The organism is Prevotella melaninogenica (genome assembly GCF_018128065.1).
GTDB lineage: Bacteria > Bacteroidota > Bacteroidia > Bacteroidales > Bacteroidaceae > Prevotella.
In genome coordinates this window covers 1,035,577-1,054,083 of sequence record NZ_CP072360.1, presented here as the reverse complement: position 1 = coordinate 1,054,083, position 18,507 = coordinate 1,035,577, and the positions used below count along the sequence as shown (strand labels likewise).

Annotated in this window: 18 protein-coding genes and 1 pseudogene; 6 read left to right on the top strand and 13 right to left on the bottom strand. The window is 40.1% G+C overall.

All coding sequences use genetic code 11. The features are described from left to right. Positions 1-145 precede the first annotated feature (145 nt). Together J5A56_RS13565 and J5A56_RS13560 are read right to left on the bottom strand one after the other, a co-directional pair. Positions 146-292, bottom strand: a complete 147-nt coding sequence (locus J5A56_RS13565; protein WP_021672969.1) for a hypothetical protein — start codon at positions 290-292, stop codon at positions 146-148. Between the two features lie 27 nt (positions 293-319). Beyond that, a complete protein-coding gene (locus J5A56_RS13560) occupies positions 320-643 on the bottom strand; it encodes a hypothetical protein (protein WP_021672968.1) in 324 nt (107 codons plus the stop codon). Positions 644-1,082: 439 nt separating this feature from the next. Here J5A56_RS13560 and J5A56_RS10080 point away from each other — a divergent pair, with 439 nt between their 5' ends. Beyond that, the gene (locus tag J5A56_RS10080) at positions 1,083-1,571 is read left to right on the top strand and encodes a DUF6359 domain-containing protein (protein WP_021672967.1); all 489 of its coding nucleotides are present in this window, start codon (positions 1,083-1,085) and stop codon (positions 1,569-1,571) included. Between the two features lie 119 nt (positions 1,572-1,690). Then, a pseudogene (locus tag J5A56_RS10075) lies at positions 1,691-2,286 on the top strand (sigma-70 family RNA polymerase sigma factor). Positions 2,287-2,388: 102 nt separating this feature from the next. On the opposite strand, the gene rpe reads toward J5A56_RS10075, so the two are convergent. After that, positions 2,389-3,045, bottom strand: a complete 657-nt coding sequence (rpe, locus tag J5A56_RS10070) for a ribulose-phosphate 3-epimerase (RefSeq protein ID WP_021672966.1) — start codon at positions 3,043-3,045, stop codon at positions 2,389-2,391. Between the two features lie 7 nt (positions 3,046-3,052). Further along, complete coding sequence (locus tag J5A56_RS13765) at positions 3,053-3,181, bottom strand: hypothetical protein (protein ID WP_021672965.1); 129 nt, start codon at positions 3,179-3,181, stop codon at positions 3,053-3,055. A 253-nt stretch (positions 3,182-3,434) separates the two neighbouring features. Here J5A56_RS13765 and J5A56_RS10065 point away from each other — a divergent pair, with 253 nt between their 5' ends. From J5A56_RS10065 to J5A56_RS10055, 3 genes are read left to right on the top strand one after another with little or no spacing between them, the layout of a single operon-like run. Beyond that, positions 3,435-4,100 carry a phosphoribosylanthranilate isomerase gene (locus tag J5A56_RS10065; RefSeq protein ID WP_021672964.1) on the top strand — a complete coding sequence of 222 codons (666 nt, stop codon included), beginning with the start codon at positions 3,435-3,437 and terminating at the stop codon, positions 4,098-4,100. A gap of 28 nt (positions 4,101-4,128) precedes the next feature. Further along, positions 4,129-4,698 carry an anthranilate synthase component II gene (locus J5A56_RS10060; RefSeq protein WP_021672963.1) on the top strand — a complete coding sequence of 190 codons (570 nt, stop codon included), beginning with the start codon at positions 4,129-4,131 and terminating at the stop codon, positions 4,696-4,698. A 24-nt stretch (positions 4,699-4,722) separates the two neighbouring features. Next, positions 4,723-5,292 carry a UpxY family transcription antiterminator gene (locus J5A56_RS10055; protein WP_021672962.1) on the top strand — a complete coding sequence of 190 codons (570 nt, stop codon included), beginning with the start codon at positions 4,723-4,725 and terminating at the stop codon, positions 5,290-5,292. 873 nt (positions 5,293-6,165) lie between these two features. Here J5A56_RS10055 and J5A56_RS10050 read toward each other — a convergent pair. The 6 genes from J5A56_RS10050 to gap form a co-directional block, all read right to left on the bottom strand. Then, on the bottom strand, positions 6,166-7,599 hold the full coding sequence (locus tag J5A56_RS10050; protein WP_021672961.1) for a glycoside hydrolase family 57 protein: 1,434 nt from the start codon (positions 7,597-7,599) through the stop codon (positions 6,166-6,168). Positions 7,600-7,647: 48 nt separating this feature from the next. Next, entirely contained in the window at positions 7,648-8,916 is a 1,269-nt protein-coding gene (locus J5A56_RS10045) for a glycosyltransferase family 4 protein (protein WP_021672960.1), read from the bottom strand. Between the two features lie 14 nt (positions 8,917-8,930). Further along, positions 8,931-10,874: a glycogen debranching enzyme N-terminal domain-containing protein gene (locus J5A56_RS10040; RefSeq protein WP_021672959.1), complete on the bottom strand. Its 1,944-nt coding sequence runs from the start codon at positions 10,872-10,874 to the stop codon at positions 8,931-8,933. 518 nt (positions 10,875-11,392) lie between these two features. Then, on the bottom strand, positions 11,393-12,331 hold the full coding sequence (locus J5A56_RS10035) for a diacylglycerol/lipid kinase family protein (protein WP_021672958.1): 939 nt from the start codon (positions 12,329-12,331) through the stop codon (positions 11,393-11,395). After that, positions 12,325-13,293 carry a tRNA (adenosine(37)-N6)-dimethylallyltransferase MiaA gene (miaA, locus tag J5A56_RS10030; protein ID WP_021672957.1) on the bottom strand — a complete coding sequence of 323 codons (969 nt, stop codon included), beginning with the start codon at positions 13,291-13,293 and terminating at the stop codon, positions 12,325-12,327. Before miaA ends, J5A56_RS10035 begins: the two co-directional genes overlap by 7 nt. A gap of 109 nt (positions 13,294-13,402) precedes the next feature. Then, the gene (gene gap, locus J5A56_RS10025) at positions 13,403-14,431 is read right to left on the bottom strand and encodes a type I glyceraldehyde-3-phosphate dehydrogenase (RefSeq protein WP_021672956.1); all 1,029 of its coding nucleotides are present in this window, start codon (positions 14,429-14,431) and stop codon (positions 13,403-13,405) included. A gap of 274 nt (positions 14,432-14,705) precedes the next feature. On the opposite strand from gap, the gene mscL reads away from it, so the two are divergent. Further along, positions 14,706-15,125, top strand: coding sequence for a large-conductance mechanosensitive channel protein MscL (mscL, locus tag J5A56_RS10020; protein ID WP_021672955.1), 420 nt, complete (start codon positions 14,706-14,708; stop codon positions 15,123-15,125). A 503-nt stretch (positions 15,126-15,628) separates the two neighbouring features. Here mscL and guaA read toward each other — a convergent pair. The 3 genes from guaA to J5A56_RS10005 all read right to left on the bottom strand — a co-directional run bounded on the left by guaA (position 15,629) and on the right by J5A56_RS10005 (position 18,467). Further along, on the bottom strand, positions 15,629-17,173 hold the full coding sequence (gene guaA, locus J5A56_RS10015; protein ID WP_021672954.1) for a glutamine-hydrolyzing GMP synthase: 1,545 nt from the start codon (positions 17,171-17,173) through the stop codon (positions 15,629-15,631). A gap of 24 nt (positions 17,174-17,197) precedes the next feature. Then, on the bottom strand, positions 17,198-18,004 hold the full coding sequence (locus J5A56_RS10010; protein ID WP_021672953.1) for a nucleotidyltransferase family protein: 807 nt from the start codon (positions 18,002-18,004) through the stop codon (positions 17,198-17,200). A 151-nt stretch (positions 18,005-18,155) separates the two neighbouring features. Further along, positions 18,156-18,467 (bottom strand): MGMT family protein, encoded by a 312-nt coding sequence (locus J5A56_RS10005; RefSeq protein ID WP_021672952.1) that lies wholly within the window; start codon positions 18,465-18,467, stop codon positions 18,156-18,158. Positions 18,468-18,507: the final 40 nt, after the last annotated feature.

Sequence of the window (18,507 nt, the reverse complement as noted above, 5' to 3'; positions counted from 1 at the left end):
TAAGCATCAACACCATATGTGCGGACACTCAACACATCGGTTAAAGATTAGAAGACGCGTTCAAAAATGTCTCCATTTATATGATAAGAAACTAATGAGGCTCTATTCTATGGGAGAGATTAACCAAACAGCACTAATAAGCAGTTTACTTCTTGATAAACTTCTTACCGTTTTGTACAACTACACCCTTATAATCCTTACTTACACGCTGACCTGCGAGATTATAGATAGGTGCACTCTCATTCACAGCACCGTTGCTAACTTCGTTAATACCTGTAGGATCATTCTTCAAAGTAACAGTAATCTTCTTAACACGTACTTAATGATTAGGGGTCTTGAACTCTACAGAATTTTTATCGCCAGTCCATGTTACGTTAACCTTGTCAGCAGATATTGTCAATCCTGCCATAGATGAATCGAAGCCATCACCTAAGAATGTCTTACCATCCTTTTGTTTATATGTATCACATATAAAGACAACATTGGTAATGTTTGCTGCAGACGAAGTGATTGTTGTTGTAGCATTCTTGTACAAGCGATAAGAAAACTTATCGTCTACCTTACCTGCACTGAGAGTGATAGTAACACCATCTTTCACAACGGTCAGACCAGTTCCCTTATCCTTTCCTGCCTCAAAGGTCACAGTCTTCTGTGCAAAAGATAAAGAACTAACTGCAATAAAAGCAAATCGTAGAATTTTGATAATTTTGTTTAATTAATAAAAAGATTTTATCACTATGCAAATTTAGACAAATATTATGATATATGCAATTATAATTCAATGTATAATTTTATATTTGTTCTTCTTGAAAGTACACGTACCTTGACAAATAGCTAAATGTGTACGCTTACAATGTTAAATACTATTTTTTTTGTTGATAAAATTTGCTTTGTTCTATTATTTATTCTATATTTGCGAAGTGTTTTTCATTGATTTAGATATTTTGCTAAATCATTTTCGAGGTTGGTAGCTTCCTGCACCAACCTCTTTTTTGTATCCCTAACAATATAGAAAACAGAACACAGACTTGACATATTACAAATCTTACGTACCTTTGTACCAAATTATTAAACTTAATTCTATGAAGATATCTAAACTCCTTCTCACGTTTTTAGTGGTCATATTTCCATTTAGCTGTGGTAAAACGATTTTACCATCTGATGATGAACATAGGAAAGAAACAGAGAAACACTCCCCTACCCAATCACCTGATGACCATTCGCAAATCTATACAGTCGAAGAATTCATTAATGGAAACTTCGGTAATAATGAAGTTTGGGTACATGGTTATATCGTTGGTGCATGCAAACGAAGTATTAAACAGGCTGAATGGGAACCGCCTTTCACCTATGACGCTGCTATCCTGTTAGCTGACAGTCCTGAAGAAACTGACCCTGAAAATGTTATTTCCATTCAGATGGTCAACAAACAAATGAAAGAAGAGATTGCTTTGGGCAATAATCCCCAGAACTATGGCAAACATATTGCTTTCTTTGGTCTTAAGCAGAAATACTTAGGAATACCTGGAATGAAAAAGCACGTACAGGCAAGCGATTGGCTGGAAGAGTGAGTTTTTATATAAAAGATTTGCAGCAAAAAAGAAAATTGATTATATTTGCAATCCCAAATAGATATAAAATTAGAAAAGCCTATCGACATACTTCTACTTCATAAGAAAGAAAATTGAAAATGAAGAATCTGAATGAGATGACCGACGAGCAGTTGGCATTGTCATACATTGAAGGAAGCAACGATGCTTTCGATTTGTTGCTATCACGCAATCAATCGAAACTTTTTCGTATATTCTGTTCGTTGTGCGTGATAGGGATGCTGCTGACGACTTATTTCAAGAGACTTTCGTGAAGATTATCACGAAGTTGCAACAGGGAAGATACTCACCAACTGGCAAATTCTCTGCATGGATTATGCGCATTGCTCATAATGTTATTATGGATTGGTATCGTGCGCAGCGTGCCGACAAGGTGATTGATGCACCTAAGGACAACGATTTATCAAACGTTGGTGGCGATGACACTGTTATTGACAACATTGAGTGTCAATTTATTAACAGTCAGACACTCTCTGACGTAAAGCGAATGATGAACCTTCTACCAGCAACCCAGCGTGAGGTAGTGTTTATGCGCTTTTATCAAGAGATGTCGTTTAAAGAGATTGCAGAGACAACAGGTGTTAGCATTAACACCAGTCTTGGACGTATGCGCTATGCCATATTCAACTTGAGAAGAATGGTTCGCGAACATAAGGTAAGCCTGCAATTAACATAAGAACAAAAACAGTTCGTTTCTTAATTACACAAAGTACCCTCGCTTGTTTCAACAAAATTGTTAAGAAACAAGTGAGGGTATTTTCGTATCTCATGATTAAGTTTATCTATGCAATTGCTTGAGTGAGTGAATTTTATCCTTAGGGTCAGCTGCTTTAAAGACATAACTACCACTAACAAGAACGTCAACACCAGCTTCAACCAGACGAGGAGCCGTATCAGCTTGTACCCCTCCATCTACTTCTATCAATGCATTACTACCTTCACGTTCAATCAGTTGACGTAGACGTTGCACTTTCTTGATACTGCTCTCAATGAACTTTTGTCCACCAAAGCCAGGGTTAACACTCATAAGCTGAACGATATCTACATCACAAATAATATCCTCAAGAACGTTGACAGGCGTTGAAGGGTTAAGCGTCACGCCAGCTTTCATCCCTGCAGCATGAATTGTTTGTATCGTCCGATGCAAGTGAACACAAGCTTCATACTGCACATTCATAATAGCTGCACCTGTATCAGCAGTCTGTTGGATATAGTTCTCTGGATGAACAATCATAAAGTGTACGTCCATAGGCTTCTTGCAGGCTTTACCAACCGCCTCAAGTATAGGGAAGCCAAAAGAAATATTAGGAACGAAGACGCCATCCATAACATCCATATGAAGCCAATCAGCCTCACTTTCATTAATCATTTCAATCTCCTTATCCAAATGAAGGAAGTCAGCGGAGAGCAAAGAAGGTGATACTATTATTCCCATATAAATATTAGTTCAAGCAAAAGGTTTGCATCTTCTCATTGATTTTAATAACACGATAGGTATAAGCTATCTGTCGGATAAGATTAAGCGTCTTTTCAGACGGCTTAAGTTCTTCAGAAGTAAATATTCTAACCATAGGCCAAAAGAGTATTAATGAGAGTTATCATGTCTTCTAAACGCTACATAAGAGATATTATTATATCGTTCGACAAGAATATTTCCACTTTCTATGTATTATTAGTCTCTGATTTTATAGGAATGCATTTATATCACTCCTTTTTATCTATCATTCCCCTCAAGAAAAGAGCTTTTCTTCATTTCACAGGCGTATAATTCGATAATTTTATGTAAGTTTGTAGCGTAAAAGTATTTGAGAATTCTATATCAATATGATTATAATGGTATGCGGCATGCGTGATGCCCACAATATTCACGAAGTTTCTCAGCTTGGTATAGACTGGATAGGACTGGATTTCCAAGCTAAGAGCGAACGTTATGTCAGTCAGATTTCATCATGTGCTGGTATTATCCCAGATTATAGCAGCTTGTCTGACTTATCTTCAAATGAGCCATCCCAACAGAGTAAAAGACCAATTCTTTGTGGTGTCTTTGCCGATGACATGCCACAGAATATTGTTACACGCGTCTTCAACTTCAAACTTGATATCGTTCAGCTTAACGGAGAAGAGAGTATGGTGATGGTAAACAACCTTCGTCACACCCTTGACCCAGACATTCATGCTGGAATTAAAATCATGAAGCGTCTTGTTATAACAAAGCGTGAGGATATAGAGAAATACAAGGAGTATGAAGACGGGATTGATTATTTCCTCTTTGACATCCAAAATAATTCAAATGATTGGAGCGTTTTGAAAGCTTATGATGGTAAGGTTCCTTTCCTTGTAAGTGGGAATATTGGTACTGAAGAGGCTGATGAAATCAAACGTTTTACTCATCCTCAGTTCTATGGCATCAGTATAAATGAGAAATTCGAGACAGCACCTGCTGTAAAGGATGTAACATTACTAAAGGATTTTCTTGAGAAAACAAGGTAAATCAATTAGTTAGAGGCTTAAGACACAAATGAAAACAAATTGTGTTGTCATTGATAACTACGACTCCTTCACCTATAACCTTGTTCATCTCATAAAAGAATTAGGAGCTGATGTGACAGTGGTGCGTAACAATCAATTCAATCTTGAAGATTTAAATGCCTACGATCGCATTCTCTTGAGTCCTGGACCAGGCATTCCTTCGGAAGCGGGATTACTATTAGAGGTTATAAAGCATTATGCTGGTGTAAAACCCATTTTAGGAGTATGCTTAGGGCATCAAGCTATTGGTGAGGTTTTCGGAGCAAAATTAAGGAATCTGTCTGACGTCTTTCATGGCGTAACTACAGAAATAACACAGATTATTGATACACTGTTGTTTGCAGGTGTACCAAAACAATTCCCAGTAGGGCGATATCATAGTTGGGTTATAGAAAGAACTAACTTCCCTAATTGCTTGGAAATAATAGCCGAGAGCAAAGAAGGATTAATAATGGCATTACGTCACAAAACACATAACATTTATGGCATTCAGTTTCACCCAGAGAGTGTACTAACACCAGACGGGAGAACAATTATAGCCAATTGGTTACACATTTAACAAGTAAACATTTTTGCACATACTATGACAAAAGCGGAAAGCTACATGGAAGGAATCATTGATGATGGAGCACCTTGGTATGCATTAAGGCTTTTCACATTAAAGCTTGAAGAGGTAAAAAACTACTTTACAAGTCATGGTTTGGAATGTTTTGTTCCAGAACAATATGTTGACGTGGAAGGAGATGGTGGTAGACCTATTTCTGTTTTACGTCCTGTTGTTAGAAATCTTCTCTTTATAAAACAACCAGAAGAAAACGTATCTTTTCAAAAGATTGTTCAAGAAGCGAACTATAAGGTTAGCATCGTAAGGAAATCTAAGGAATCACGAGACCATGCTCTCATCCCTCACGACCAGATGTATGAATTTCGCTTGATGTGTAATCCTGAAATAACGATGCGCAAATTCCTTTCTTCTGAGGAAGCACAAATGAAAGCTGGAGATGAAGTTCTTGTAAAGTTCGGACCATTAAAGGGTCTGACTGGACGATTGGTTCGCTCAAGTAAAAAGTATTATCTCCTTAAAGAAATCCCTGGAATAGGCGTAATGCTCAAGGTTTCTCGCTGGTGTTGTGTACCCATAGAGAACAAATAACTTTCATATTGGTTTCACAACATTGCTGATAAAACAAAATAATAACAACCCCCACTCCCTAATAAGACACTTCTAACAACAGTTATGAATAGCACTAATAACTTTAAATAACACACTAAAACAAGCCTAATTAGAACATCATCAACAGCCTTTTCTCATTTATTTATCACATAAATAATACGCAAAGGTTTGCTAACAAGCTTGGATTTCAATGATCTTTAGAACTCCTTTAGGTTATGTATATATGAACTTAAAAGATCGAAAAGAATCTCTCGTTAAATGCATAGATAGGAAAATATAGTCTTATATGCTGTTATGATATGACAATGTAAGTCAGATGGTCACAGAGAAGAAATAAACAACAAGCTGACAAAACTAAAAAAGGAAATGATTTCATAGCTATTCATAATCATTTTCGAATCTTACAACAGTCTAAATCATCCTTGTTATCCCATAGATATGTAAAACATTTTCGCACACTGCAAAATCTATATATGCTCATTTAGCTTTGAAAAGATGCCCAACTGGCTTGCAAAAGATGCCCTTTAAAGGTCTAACTAACGCCCTTTTGAGGTCCAATTAAGCACCTTTTGCAAGTGGATTTATAACCCCCTGATTTCCTGTTAGTTACAAAGCTGATTTTTTCACATGTTTTATCCCCTGTATATAGGTTGTCCTCCTTGAGTTTTGTAAAGGTTTTTCGAATTAGTATCAATCAATTGTCTCCAACAAAAAAGCATAAGTCATCAACTCTACAATACACAACAAGCATCAACGCATTTAACGAAAGAACTAAAAAAACGCTCATATAGCACATCCGATGAAACCATCAGCATGCTATATGAGCATTATATATATGTTTATATAAGAAACTTACTTAGTCTTAACTTCTTCAGCAACTGTCTTTACAACCTTCTTTGCAGAAGCTTTCTTAGCTGTAGTCTTTGGAACAGCAGCCTTCTTTGCAGCAGTCTTCTTCTCTAACAGTGCACGAAGTTTGTCACCTTCTGCCTCCAATTTCTCAACCTTTGCCTGAAGATTGCTTATATCCTTAGATTTCATTTCAATCTCATCGCCTTGGTTACGGATGGTCGTGAGCAAACCATTCAACTCCTCATTGTCAATCTCAGCAGGATAAAGCGTATTGACACGATTCAAGAAGTCGCCAAGAATATTCATATAATTAGTGAAAGCATCAAATGGACCATCATAGATGCCACGGTCCATACCCACACGTGAAGGTTTGGTTGACATAAAGCGGAAGTTATCACTTGCCTGCAGATAGTCCCAATCCTGATTGATACGTGGGTCATTAGCTATTCGTACACGGTCTGCAATACTATACAACTTATTGAATGCCTCACGCTGCATCGGATTACCCAACCATGTGCTGACATCACGTTCTTCGTCCATCCAACTCAATGTGTCTGGTACATAAAGGCTGTCAACACTCTTCAACTTCATACAAATCTCTGTTGGTGTTGAGAAAGTGATGCCACACTGCTTAGCACAAGCTGGCAACGCCTTGAAGAACTCAAGAATATTACTTGACAATGGCTGCTCAATACCGAGTGCTGAAAGGTTCATAAAGAGACCAATTACCTGCTCCTCCTTTGGGAGAGCCGCAATCTCAGCCACATATGTATCGGCAAATAGAGGATAACCTTCCCAATCTGAATTGTTGAAACGCAAAGAAATATCATCGCTCAACCTTACATCACGCAACAGAAGTTTTAGGTTAGGAGCAAGCGCACAATTATATATATAATGTGGACTCTTCCAACCTAAGACATGCTTTGCACCCTCTGTCAGCATACCCTTAAAGCCCATCTGTGAAGCTATCAAACCGATCTCGTCACTATAGATAAGTGAGGAGTTACGCAACACCTTCGGTGTCTGTCCAAAATACTCCTTAATCTTCTTAGCCTGACGCTTCACTTCTGACCTAAAACTTTCCTCGTTAGCCAATGATGCTAAACCATGAGAATAAGGTTCTGCAAGAAATTCAACACAGCCAGTATTGTTCAGGTCCTGCAGTTTGTCAAGAACTTGTGGGGCATGCATCTCAAGTTGCTCAATACCTACACCCGAAAGTGAGAAGGCTACCTTAAACGCCTTTCCATTGTCTTTAATCATCTGCAGCAGTGTCTCCAATGCTGGCATATAGCTTCTCTCCGCGATTTCTGATACTGAACGTTCGTTCTCAAAATCATCATAATAATAATGGTCGGTACCAATATCGAAGAAGCGGTAGCGTTTCAGGTGAATTACCTGGTGTATTTCGAAATATAAACAGATTGTTTTCATTATCTTTTTGTTTTAGTTTTAAAAAGGTTATTAGTACTCTCATGGCATTTATTGCCAGCCTAAGGTGCGAAGATAAAGTTCACGAATCCATGCTCCTACCTTCTCCCATGTAATCTGGTCGACCTCTCGTTTACCCTCTACAGAGAGGTAATCGAAAAAGCTCTCATTATGACAAATAGAGTAGATTGCATCCGCAAGCGCATGGATATCCCAATAGTCTACCTTAATACAGTTGTTGAGAATTTCCGCACAACCGCTTTGCTTTGAGATAATACTTGGTGTACCACACTGCATTGCTTCTAAAGGAGAGATTCCGAAAGGCTCGCTCACAGATGGCATTACATAAACATCAGAGGCTTTTAGACATTCATAAACCTGACTTCCACGCATAAAACCAGGGAAGTGGAAACGGTCGGCAATACCTCGTTCAGCTGCAAGATAAATCATTTGATCCATCATATCGCCTGAACCCGCCATACAGAAACGTACGTTACGTGTACGATGAAGCACCATATTGGCAGCCTCAACAAAATACTCTGGACCTTTCTGCATTGTCAGTCGACCAAGGAATGTCACGACTTTCTCCCTACCCTTATGGTCGGGTCGTGGCATATCTGCAATATCCTTTGCTAATGGATAAACGGCATTATGTACCGTAAACACCTTGCGTGGGTCTTGATGATACTGATTGATAACCGTCTGACGAGTAAGCTCTGACACACACATGATGCAATCAGCATTATCCATACCATCTTTTTCTATCCCATATACGGTTGGATTAACCTTACCACGCGAACGGTCAAAGTCAGTTGCATGCACATGGATACACAAAGGTTTGCCTGACACACGCTTAGCGTGAATACCCGCAGGATAAGTCAACCAGTCGTGTGCATGAATAATATCAAAATCGTATGTACGTGCAACAACACCTGCAATAATCGAATAATTATTGATTTCCTCGTGCAGATTAGAAGGATAACCTCCAGCAAAATCCATTGCACCAAGGTCGTTGACGTGCATATAATTGAAGTCTGCATAGATGTGCTCACGCAACTTAAAGTAAAGTTCTGGCGACATAATGTTGCCAAGACGATTCTTTACATAATCATAGCTAAGCTCACGATAAGCGATTGGCACGTGATTCATTGCCACAATCTCAGCGTATGTACGGTCTTCATCACCAAAAGGGTGTGGCAAACAGAGTATTGTCTCGATGTCGCCCTGCGCATGAAGACCTTCTGAAATACCAAAGTTAGCAGTAGCTAAGCCACCATATACATGAGGAGGATACTCCCATCCAAACATTAAAACTTTCATACTGGTTCCTCCTATTAAAATTTATACTTCTCAAGTAATTCTAACGTACGGAGTACCTCAGCTACGTTCATGGCAAAAGAGATAGCTCCACGACCACTGAATGGTGGATTTCCATCGAAAAGTTCAGGTAGTGTACTAAGACAATGGTTAATCATCTCGTCTTCATAACCTACCAGCTGACGCTCAACGAAGCTAAGACGTGTCTGCTTATAAAGTTTCAAGCAGGCTTCAAGATAGAAGCCACCCAACCATGGCCAAGCTGTTCCTTGATGGTAAGCAAGGTCACGCTGATGCTGTGGACCCGTGTACATCGGATTATATCCACCACTCTTTGGAGAGAGGGAACGTAGTCCTTTTGGCGTAAGTAGCTCACGTGTACATACATCCAACACACTTCTTTTCTGCTTTTGGTCAAGTGGAGAATAATCAAGTGCGACCGCAAACACCATATTCGGGCGTACACTCCAATCTATCATCTTCCCATCAACATAATCATAAAGGTAGCCATACTCGTTGAGGAATGTTTCAACAAACGAAGTCTTACATTTCTCTGCAAGTGCTTCAAGTTCTTTTGCACGCTCCTCGTTGCCACATTCCATTTCCATGGCTGCTGTAAAGCGCAGCGTATTATACCAAAGGGCATTGAATTCTACTATATATCCAGAGCGTGGGACAACTGGTTGACCATTATCTGTGGAGTTCATCCATGTAATTGCTTCTCCCTTCGCATCAGCATAGAGCAATCCATTATCATCCAAAGTGAGGTTTGGATGCTTGCTTGCTATGAGATAATCCACAATGTCACGTACCAAGTTCATGTAGAGTTCTCTACAACGCTCCTTACCAGCTTCCTTTGCATACTGCTGAATAGCCCATATACACCAGAGTGGGACATCAGGCTTATCCATCTCATAGATTTTCACTGTGAGCGGTTTGCCTTCCATAAACTCACGTAGACCCTTCTCTGCAGTCTTCATCACAAGTTCAAAGTAGTCTTGTTCTTCGATGCTCAAAGTCAGTCCTGGTAAAGCAATAAACTGATCACGAGCACGACACTTAAACCATGGATAGCCTGCAAGGATATAACGTTCATCGTTCTTCGTACGATTATGGAACTGATGAGCAGCATTGACAAGACAATGGAAGAAGTTATCACGTGGACTACGTGATTCTACTTCCTTTTCAAACAATTTCTTCAATGATGATGTATGACATTCTGTTGTTGAGGCAGCAAATACCACACTTTCACCTTTACTGATGTTCATCTCAAAATAACCAGGAACATACAGGTCTTCATTAGAAGCATAACCACGCTCTTGCTCCTTTGGATATTCCAAACCACGATACCAATAAGGTTCAAAGTGGAACTCGTTTTTCTTTGAGAACTGCATGTAAAGCGATGGATAACCTGCATACATACAAGTACTGATTCCATTGTCTACAACCTCATACGAGCGGTCAGCAGCACCATTCTCGTGTGTGAATTGACGAACACTACGGAATGCCAAGAACGGACGGAACTGTAAAGTTGTCTTTGAATGTGCCTCCAATAAGGTATAGCGAATTAATATACGGTCCTCATAGTGCTGGAAGACAACCTCTTTCTTTAACAGGACACCACCTACTCGATAAAGCGTTGTAGGCACTGTATCACAGTCAAACTCACGAATATACTTATGTCCTTGTGGACTAAAGTTGTTGCCCTGATACTTATGCAAACCCAAATTGAATGATGCACCATGCTGAATGACGGTAGGGTCAAGCGAACTCAGCAGAACATGATTTTCATCGTCCAGTTCGGGAACTGGCACAACAAGTAATCCATGATACTTACGTGTGTTGCAATCAACAACCGTCGAACAAGAATAGGCACCAGAGCGATTGGTTCTCAACAACTCTTTGGGAAGCGAATCTTGAAGATTGGTCATCAGAGCTTTTTCAAATTTTAAGTAGCTCATGTCTTTTAAGGTTTATTGTTTGGTTTTTATTTATTTCTGGTATAAGTCTTTACAGACATTGCCATTTGGCACTTCAAAGATACAAATATTTTTCATAATGGCATTAAAAGTAAGATAATATTTTCAATTATTAATGTACAATAAACTTTCCCCTATGAATTTTCCATTCCTATCTTAGAAATATTTGGTTTCCTATGTTTGAAGTAATAACACATAGAAAGTAATACAGTCCTTTTCTTATAACAAGTTTACTTTTTAGTTTCAGTTACTATCATTCTAATAAACACCATACGTGTTAACCACCAACTCCATTCGTGCTAAGCCTCCGCACATATTGTGCGGAACAATAACACACTAACAGAAGGGGAAAGAAGAGAACGTTACTAATTCTAAAATAAAAGAGAAAAAGCCATTAAAATCTACTTACACAAGAGCACTTTGCTAAACACTCATAGGCAGCGTTCAACATCTTTATAAGTAGTTTAGATAATCTCTATAACTAATTATAAGTAAGATGATTAATCTGGAATAAGGAAGTTAACAATTTCTTTCTCAACACTCACTGTGAACGTACCAACAGGCGTACCATTCAATAGTCGACCATCTACACTGACTGGTGTGTGCTCAGCTATCTGCCCACTCAATTCCTGCGTTCTATAAGGCATCACATTACGATGATTTAGTATTTTATCCCGCAACAAAAGATACATTCCCTCCATTGCTTGCCACATCTTTGGCTGAGAAACAATTGAAACATCTAACAAACCATTATAAGGAACGGCGTTTGGAGTCTGCCCATAGCCCTGAGCATTACCTATACAAACCGTCATCAAACGCTCTTTAATACTATCTGTATTGATTTTCAGTGACATCAAATAATCCATGCGCTGGAACAGAAGTAGGAAGCAAGAAAGGATAAAGGAGATTGTACGAGATACGAAGAGGTGGCGCATACGACGACGAAGACTCATAATATTGGCCACCATGCCAATGTTTACACAGTTAAGGAAATATCGACGGCAACGTTCATTTTTCTTATTCTCATAGCGAATACAGCCAATATCTATCCGCCTTACACGTTTCTGTTTAAGCCAAGCGATTGTCTGTTCCAAGCGCGACTCATCAAAACCCCAGAAGTGAGCAAAGTCATTTAACACGCCATTCGGAATAACTCCCAACGTAATACGCTCACGCTCTTTTGGGTCTAAAAGCATGAGATAGTTGACAGCATCGTTTAATGCGGAGTCACCGCCATAGATAATAATCGTTTTATAACCATTACTAATCAGCATTCGCACGAGTCTGTCCACACTACGTGGTTTCTCGCTCTGCACCATATCATATTGTATATTGTGTGCTTGCAAACAGCGTTCGGTTTGCTCCCAACGCTTTACAGGATTAGCAAACAATCCTCCCTTTGGACAATAAATGATGCCCCATCTTCCTTCCTCTACCATAAGCTCAATATTTCTTCAATTTTATCCTCCATCTTTTGTGCAGCATTTACCCAATAAATCGTAAAACCACGACGTTCCATACCACGGAACCACGTCATCTGCCGTTTAGCAAACTGATGAATGGCAATTTCTAACTGTCGGAACATCTCGTCGTAAGACAGCTTCCCTATGAGGTATTCCGTCACAAACTTATATTCCAAACCATAATAGATAAGGTCTTCCGCAGGTATTCCCTGCTTCAATAGTCCAGCTATCTCGTCAACCATTCCCTCCTCCAGACGTACTTTCAGACGATTAGTTATCTTCTTTCTTCTCGCCTCACGATCTATGTCTACACCTATTATTAAAGAGTCAATTGGTGGACATTGCCGTTCTTCCGTCGGCTTTGTGAGGTTATAGGTTTCTATCTCTATCGCACGAATAGCACGCTGGCAAGAGTCGACATCTGTCTTGTTGTGCATGACGGAATGATTCTTTGCCTTCAAATCAACGAGCATTGCCGTTAGTTCCTCAAGCGATTTCTCCTCTAATGCCTTACGCAGTTCAGGATCCTGCGGCACTGGAGAAAGGCTGTAACCCTTCAATACGGCTTCAATATAAAGACCTGTACCGCCACAGAGAATAGGCAGCACTCCCCTACTCCGTATATTCTCATAGCTATCAAGGAAATCCTGCTGATAGCGAAAAAGATTATACTTCGTACCTGGTTCACATATATCTATAAGGTGATAAGGTACTGCATGTCCTTCAACTGTGTAATCGGCCAAATCTTTACCCGTACCGATATCCATGCCACGATAAACCTGACGGCTATCAGCACTGATAATTTCAGCGTTGAGCCGAGCTGCTAAATGAACTGCAAGATCAGTCTTTCCTGAAGCCGTAGGACCAAGAATGGTTATCATTCGCTTGTCAAGAGCTATACCTGCAGCCGTACCCTCACCTATCTGTTCGTTCTTCATGTCGCAAAGATAACAAAAAAATCCCTGCCAGCAAGCTGACAGGGACTAATATTTATCCGTCAATCAGTCTCTACGCAAGAGAGGATTGCAGATGGCCTTTCGGTTGGTATTACTTCAACTCTGCGAAGTACTTGATTGTACGAACCATCTGAGAAGTATAAGAGTTCTCATTGTCGTACCAAGAAACAACCTGTACCTGATAGCAATCATCGCTAATCTTGCTTACCATAGTCTGAGTTGCATCGAACAAAGAACCGAAACGCATACCGATGATATCAGAAGAAACGATCTGATCCTCAGTATAACCGAAGCTCTCAGTTGAAGCAGCCTTCATTGCAGCGTTGATACCCTCAACAGTTACGTCCTTACCCTTAACAACAGCTACAAGGATAGTTGTAGAACCTGTTGGAGTTGGAACACGCTGTGCAGAACCGATCAACTTACCATTCAACTCTGGAATAACGAGACCGATAGCCTTAGCAGCACCAGTTGAGTTAGGAACGATATTGCAAGCACCTGCACGTGAACGACGGAGGTCTCCCTTGCGCTGTGGACCATCAAGAATCATTTGGTCACCAGTGTAAGCGTGGATTGTTGACATGATACCTGACTGGATTGGAGCGTATGCGTTCAACGCAGCTGCCATTGGAGCCAAGCAGTTTGTTGTACAAGAAGCTGCAGAGATAACTGTATCCTCAGCCTTCAAAGTCTTGTGGTTTGTATTAAATACAATTGTAGGGAGGTCATTACCTGCTGGAGCAGAGATAACTACCTTCTTTGCACCTGCCTGGAGGTGAGCAGAAGCCTTCTCCTTTGATGTATAGAAACCAGTACACTCGAGAACTACGTCTACCTTGTTAGCAGCCCATGGACAGTTAGCAGCATCCTTCTCAGCAGAAATCTTAATTTCCTTACCATCAACAATGATAGAATCCTCAGTAGCCTCTACAGTGTGCTTACCCTCACCGAACCTGCCAGCGAAACCACCCTGAGCAGTATCATACTTCAACAGATGAGCAAGCATCTTAGGACTTGTCAAGTCGTTAATTGCAACAACCTCATAACCTTCAGCCTCGAACATCTGACGGAATGCGAGACGACCAATACGGCCAAAGCCGTTAATAGCTACATTTACCATTTTACTTTAAATTATTTATAAAAGTTTATAAAAACAATTCCCTTTTACCTTCTTATAGAAGATTTCCTTTCTTACGATTGCAAAGATACAATTTTTTTTTTATTTTTGCAGTCGCTTAGCGTTTAAATATTATAAAAAATGAGTCATGTCATATACATGGATAACAAGATGCAAAATAACAATGCAAGTTTGCAATATCTATGTGACAAAAGAAAGGGTATTTAGGATATTGAAACGCGGGTCGAATCAATAAATTAACAACAAATAAATTTTTATGAGCAAACTTATTCAAGAGTTCAAGGACTTTGCGGTAAAGGGTAACGCCGTTGATATGGCTGTCGGTGTAATCATCGGTGGTGCATTCGGCAAGATTGTTTCATCTATTGTTGACGACATCATCATGCCTCCTATCGGATGGCTTATCGGTGGTGTTAACTTCTCAGACCTAAAATGGACTCTTCCCGAAGTAGACATCCCTGGTATAACTGCATCAGCTCCAGCAACCATTAACTATGGAAACTTCCTGCAGACATTGATTGACTTCCTTATCATCGCATTCTGTGTATTCATGATGGTAAAAGGCATCAACAAGCTCTCTAAGAAAAAAGAAGAGGAGCCAGCTGCTCCAGCACCTGAACCAACGAACGAGGAGAAACTACTCTCTGAGATACGTGATTTGCTAAAGAACAAGTAAGTAACTATCTGAAAAACAAATATAATAAGTCCGAAGAATCGCAATGAGTCTTCGGCTTTTTTTATTGACAACAGCAACAACTCTCCTTCTTTAACATAACTGAATAGCTTGAACTTTCCACCCCCTGTTTATCTAATATCAGCCTTATAAAATGACTAAAACAGCTTTTTATACCATGAATATTATCCGTTATTCTATCAACAAAGTGTTATCTCCGAATTTTCTTCATGAAAAGAAATATTTATTATCATGAACATAAATATTTTTCTTCATGAAAAGAAATATTTTCTTTCACGTAAATAATTTGTTATAGACAGGGAACTATGATAGAATTAACCAACAAAAACAAAGCTTTACACCCTGATTATTAATAGAACAAACGACATATTGCAGTGTAACAAAGCTTAAAATCATTTCTTCACTCTTTTTCCTTTATGATATTGTATAAAGAAAAATAGGGACGCAAGCGCACCCCTATCATTCGATATTGTCAATATTCTATCTTACTCCCACTCGATTGTTGAAGGTGGTTTTGAAGAGATATCATAACATACACGGTTAACACCCTTCACCTTACGGATGATTTCGTTGGAAACATCTGCCATGAAATCGTAAGGAAGATGTGCCCAGTCAGCTGTCATTGCATCCATTGACGTAACAGCACGTAAAGCAACTGGATGCTCATACGTACGCTCATCACCCATCACTCCTACGGAACGAATCGTAGAGAGCAACACTGTACCTGCCTGCCAAACGTGGTCGTAAAGACTTGAACCATCTGACATAGTATAGTTGTGCATCTTCTCTATATAGATATCATCAGCATCCTGAAGAATACGAACCTTATCACGAGTGATATCGCCCAAGATGCGAACAGCAAGACCTGGACCTGGGAATGGATGACGCTTGATAAGACGCTCTGGCATTCCAAGCTCATAACCGACACGGCGAACCTCATCCTTGAAGAGCCAACGAAGTGGCTCACAAAGCTGCAGGTGCATCTCCTCTGGAAGTCCACCCACGTTATGGTGACTCTTGATAACCATACCCGTAATGCTCAAACTCTCAATACGGTCAGGATAAATCGTACCCTGTGCAAGCCACTTAGCATCTGTAATTTTCTTTGCCTCAGCATTGAACACTTCAACGAAGTCGCGACCAATAATCTTACGCTTCTGCTCTGGGTCAGTAACACCTTCAAGATCCTTAAAGAATTTATCTGATGCATCAACACCGATAACGTTCAGTCCGAGTCCCTTATAAGCATCCATCACCTTTGTAAATTCGTTCTTACGGAGCATACCGTGGTCTACGAAGATACAAGTAAGGTTCTTACCGATAGCCTTATTGAGCAATACTGCACAAACAGAAGAGTCAACACCGCCTGAAAGACCAAGGATAACGCGGTCGTTACCTACCTGTTCACGAATTTCCTGAACAGCACTCTCTACGAACGAAGCTGCACTCCACTCCTGTTTGCTACCACAGATATTCACAACGAAGTTCTCCAACATCTGCTTACCCTGCAATGAGTGGTAAACCTCTGGATGGAACTGAACTGCCCATACTGGCTGTGTCTTTGATGCAAAAGCAGCATACTTAACATCACCTGTTGAGGCGATAATATCGTAATCCTCAGGGATAGCAGTAATCGTATCACCATGACTCATCCATACCTGCGAGCCTTTCTCAAAGCCTGCGAAAAGTGGGTTGTTAAGGTCGATACGCTCTAAGTTGGCACGACCATACTCTCGTGAGCCCGTCTGTTCTACCTTACCACCATTTGAATAAGAGATATACTGAGCACCATAGCAGATACCGAGAACAGGAATCTTACCGATAAACAGATTGAGGTCTACCTTGAAAGCCTCTGGGTCATGTACGGAATAAGGTGAGCCAGAAAGAATCACACCAATCACAGATGGGTCATCCTTCGGGAACTTGTTGTAAGGGAGGATCTCGCAGAAGGTATCCAACTCACGCACACGACGACCAATAAGCTGTGTCGTCTGTGAGCCGAAATCCAAAATGATAATCTTCTGTTGCATGTAAATGAATGTATTTTAAGAATATCAGTTCTCCGTCTTAGAGCTTCGATACTCTGAATTTGCAATAAAGTCTTCAGCAGCTTGCAAGCTGTCGAGTTTGCCTACATCAAGTAGATGAAGGTCGGTTTTTAGTTCGCCACGGATATCAAGTGTGTCGCAGTTGTTGAGATAAAAGTCCATAATTGGGAACTTATCCTTATCAACAGCCTCAACAGTTTGTACCACAGAGGGAGCTAACACGTGTATACCAGAGAAGGCACAGAGGTAGCAGTTGTTCTGATAATAAGAACTTTCTTCCTCTGTTGGTGATACGAAATGCAACTGACGTATCTCAGCATGAGGTGACTTTACCTCGCCTGTAGCCACATTTGTCCAGCCTACCAAACGCATATCATTATCAAATACTAAATAACGTTGGGTCACACGACAGCTTACTAATAGCAGAGCATCTGCCTTTGTTTCTAAAGCATGACGATAGAAGGCAGCTAAATCCACATTACTTAATATGTCCACGTTATGAATCAGCACTGGCTGATGCTGATCAAAAAGCGAAGCAGCTCGCTTGATACCTCCACCAGTGTCAAGGAGCTGCTCTGTTTCATCAGACACATGGATATCCACACCATAATTGTGTGCATCCAAATAGTCTGTTATCTGGTTTGCAAAATGATGTACATTGACAACCATACGACTGCATCCAGCATCTATTAATCTCCTGATTACATGCTCAAGCAGTGACGCACCGCCTACCCTTACCAACGCTTTTGGCATTGTGTCAGTAAGCGGTTTCAAACGGGTACCGAGTCCGGCTGCAAAAATCATTGCCTGCATTTGCTTTTCTTTTTATGCCTACAAAATTAATGCTTTTATTTCAGTCTACAAAGGAATGACGGACATAAATCAAAAAGAAATATACTTCACTTTGACTTTGCTCTTCTTTTCCTTTGTTCTATCCATAGATCCAAAAATGACAATAGAAACATTATTTTTCAAGTCTCCATTGCCATTTTTTCATATCGACACTGCCATTAGGACGAAATGTAATCCCCTCTCTTTCAAGTAATCCACGCTGCTCAAACCAGCAAGGAGCCATACGTCCAGAACTACTCACCACCCTATGACAAGGCAAGGCTTCTGTCTCAGCGACCTCACGTAGTATCCTTCCTACCAAGCGAGCATGCCTTGGATAGCCTATAAGCCACGCTATTTGTCCATAACTCAGCACACGTTCACGTGGAATAGATGAAACGACTTCATAGACCTCTTTGCGGAATTCATCAATAATTACAGACATTTTTACCCATTGAACTTATATAAAAAAGGATAAGTGAATT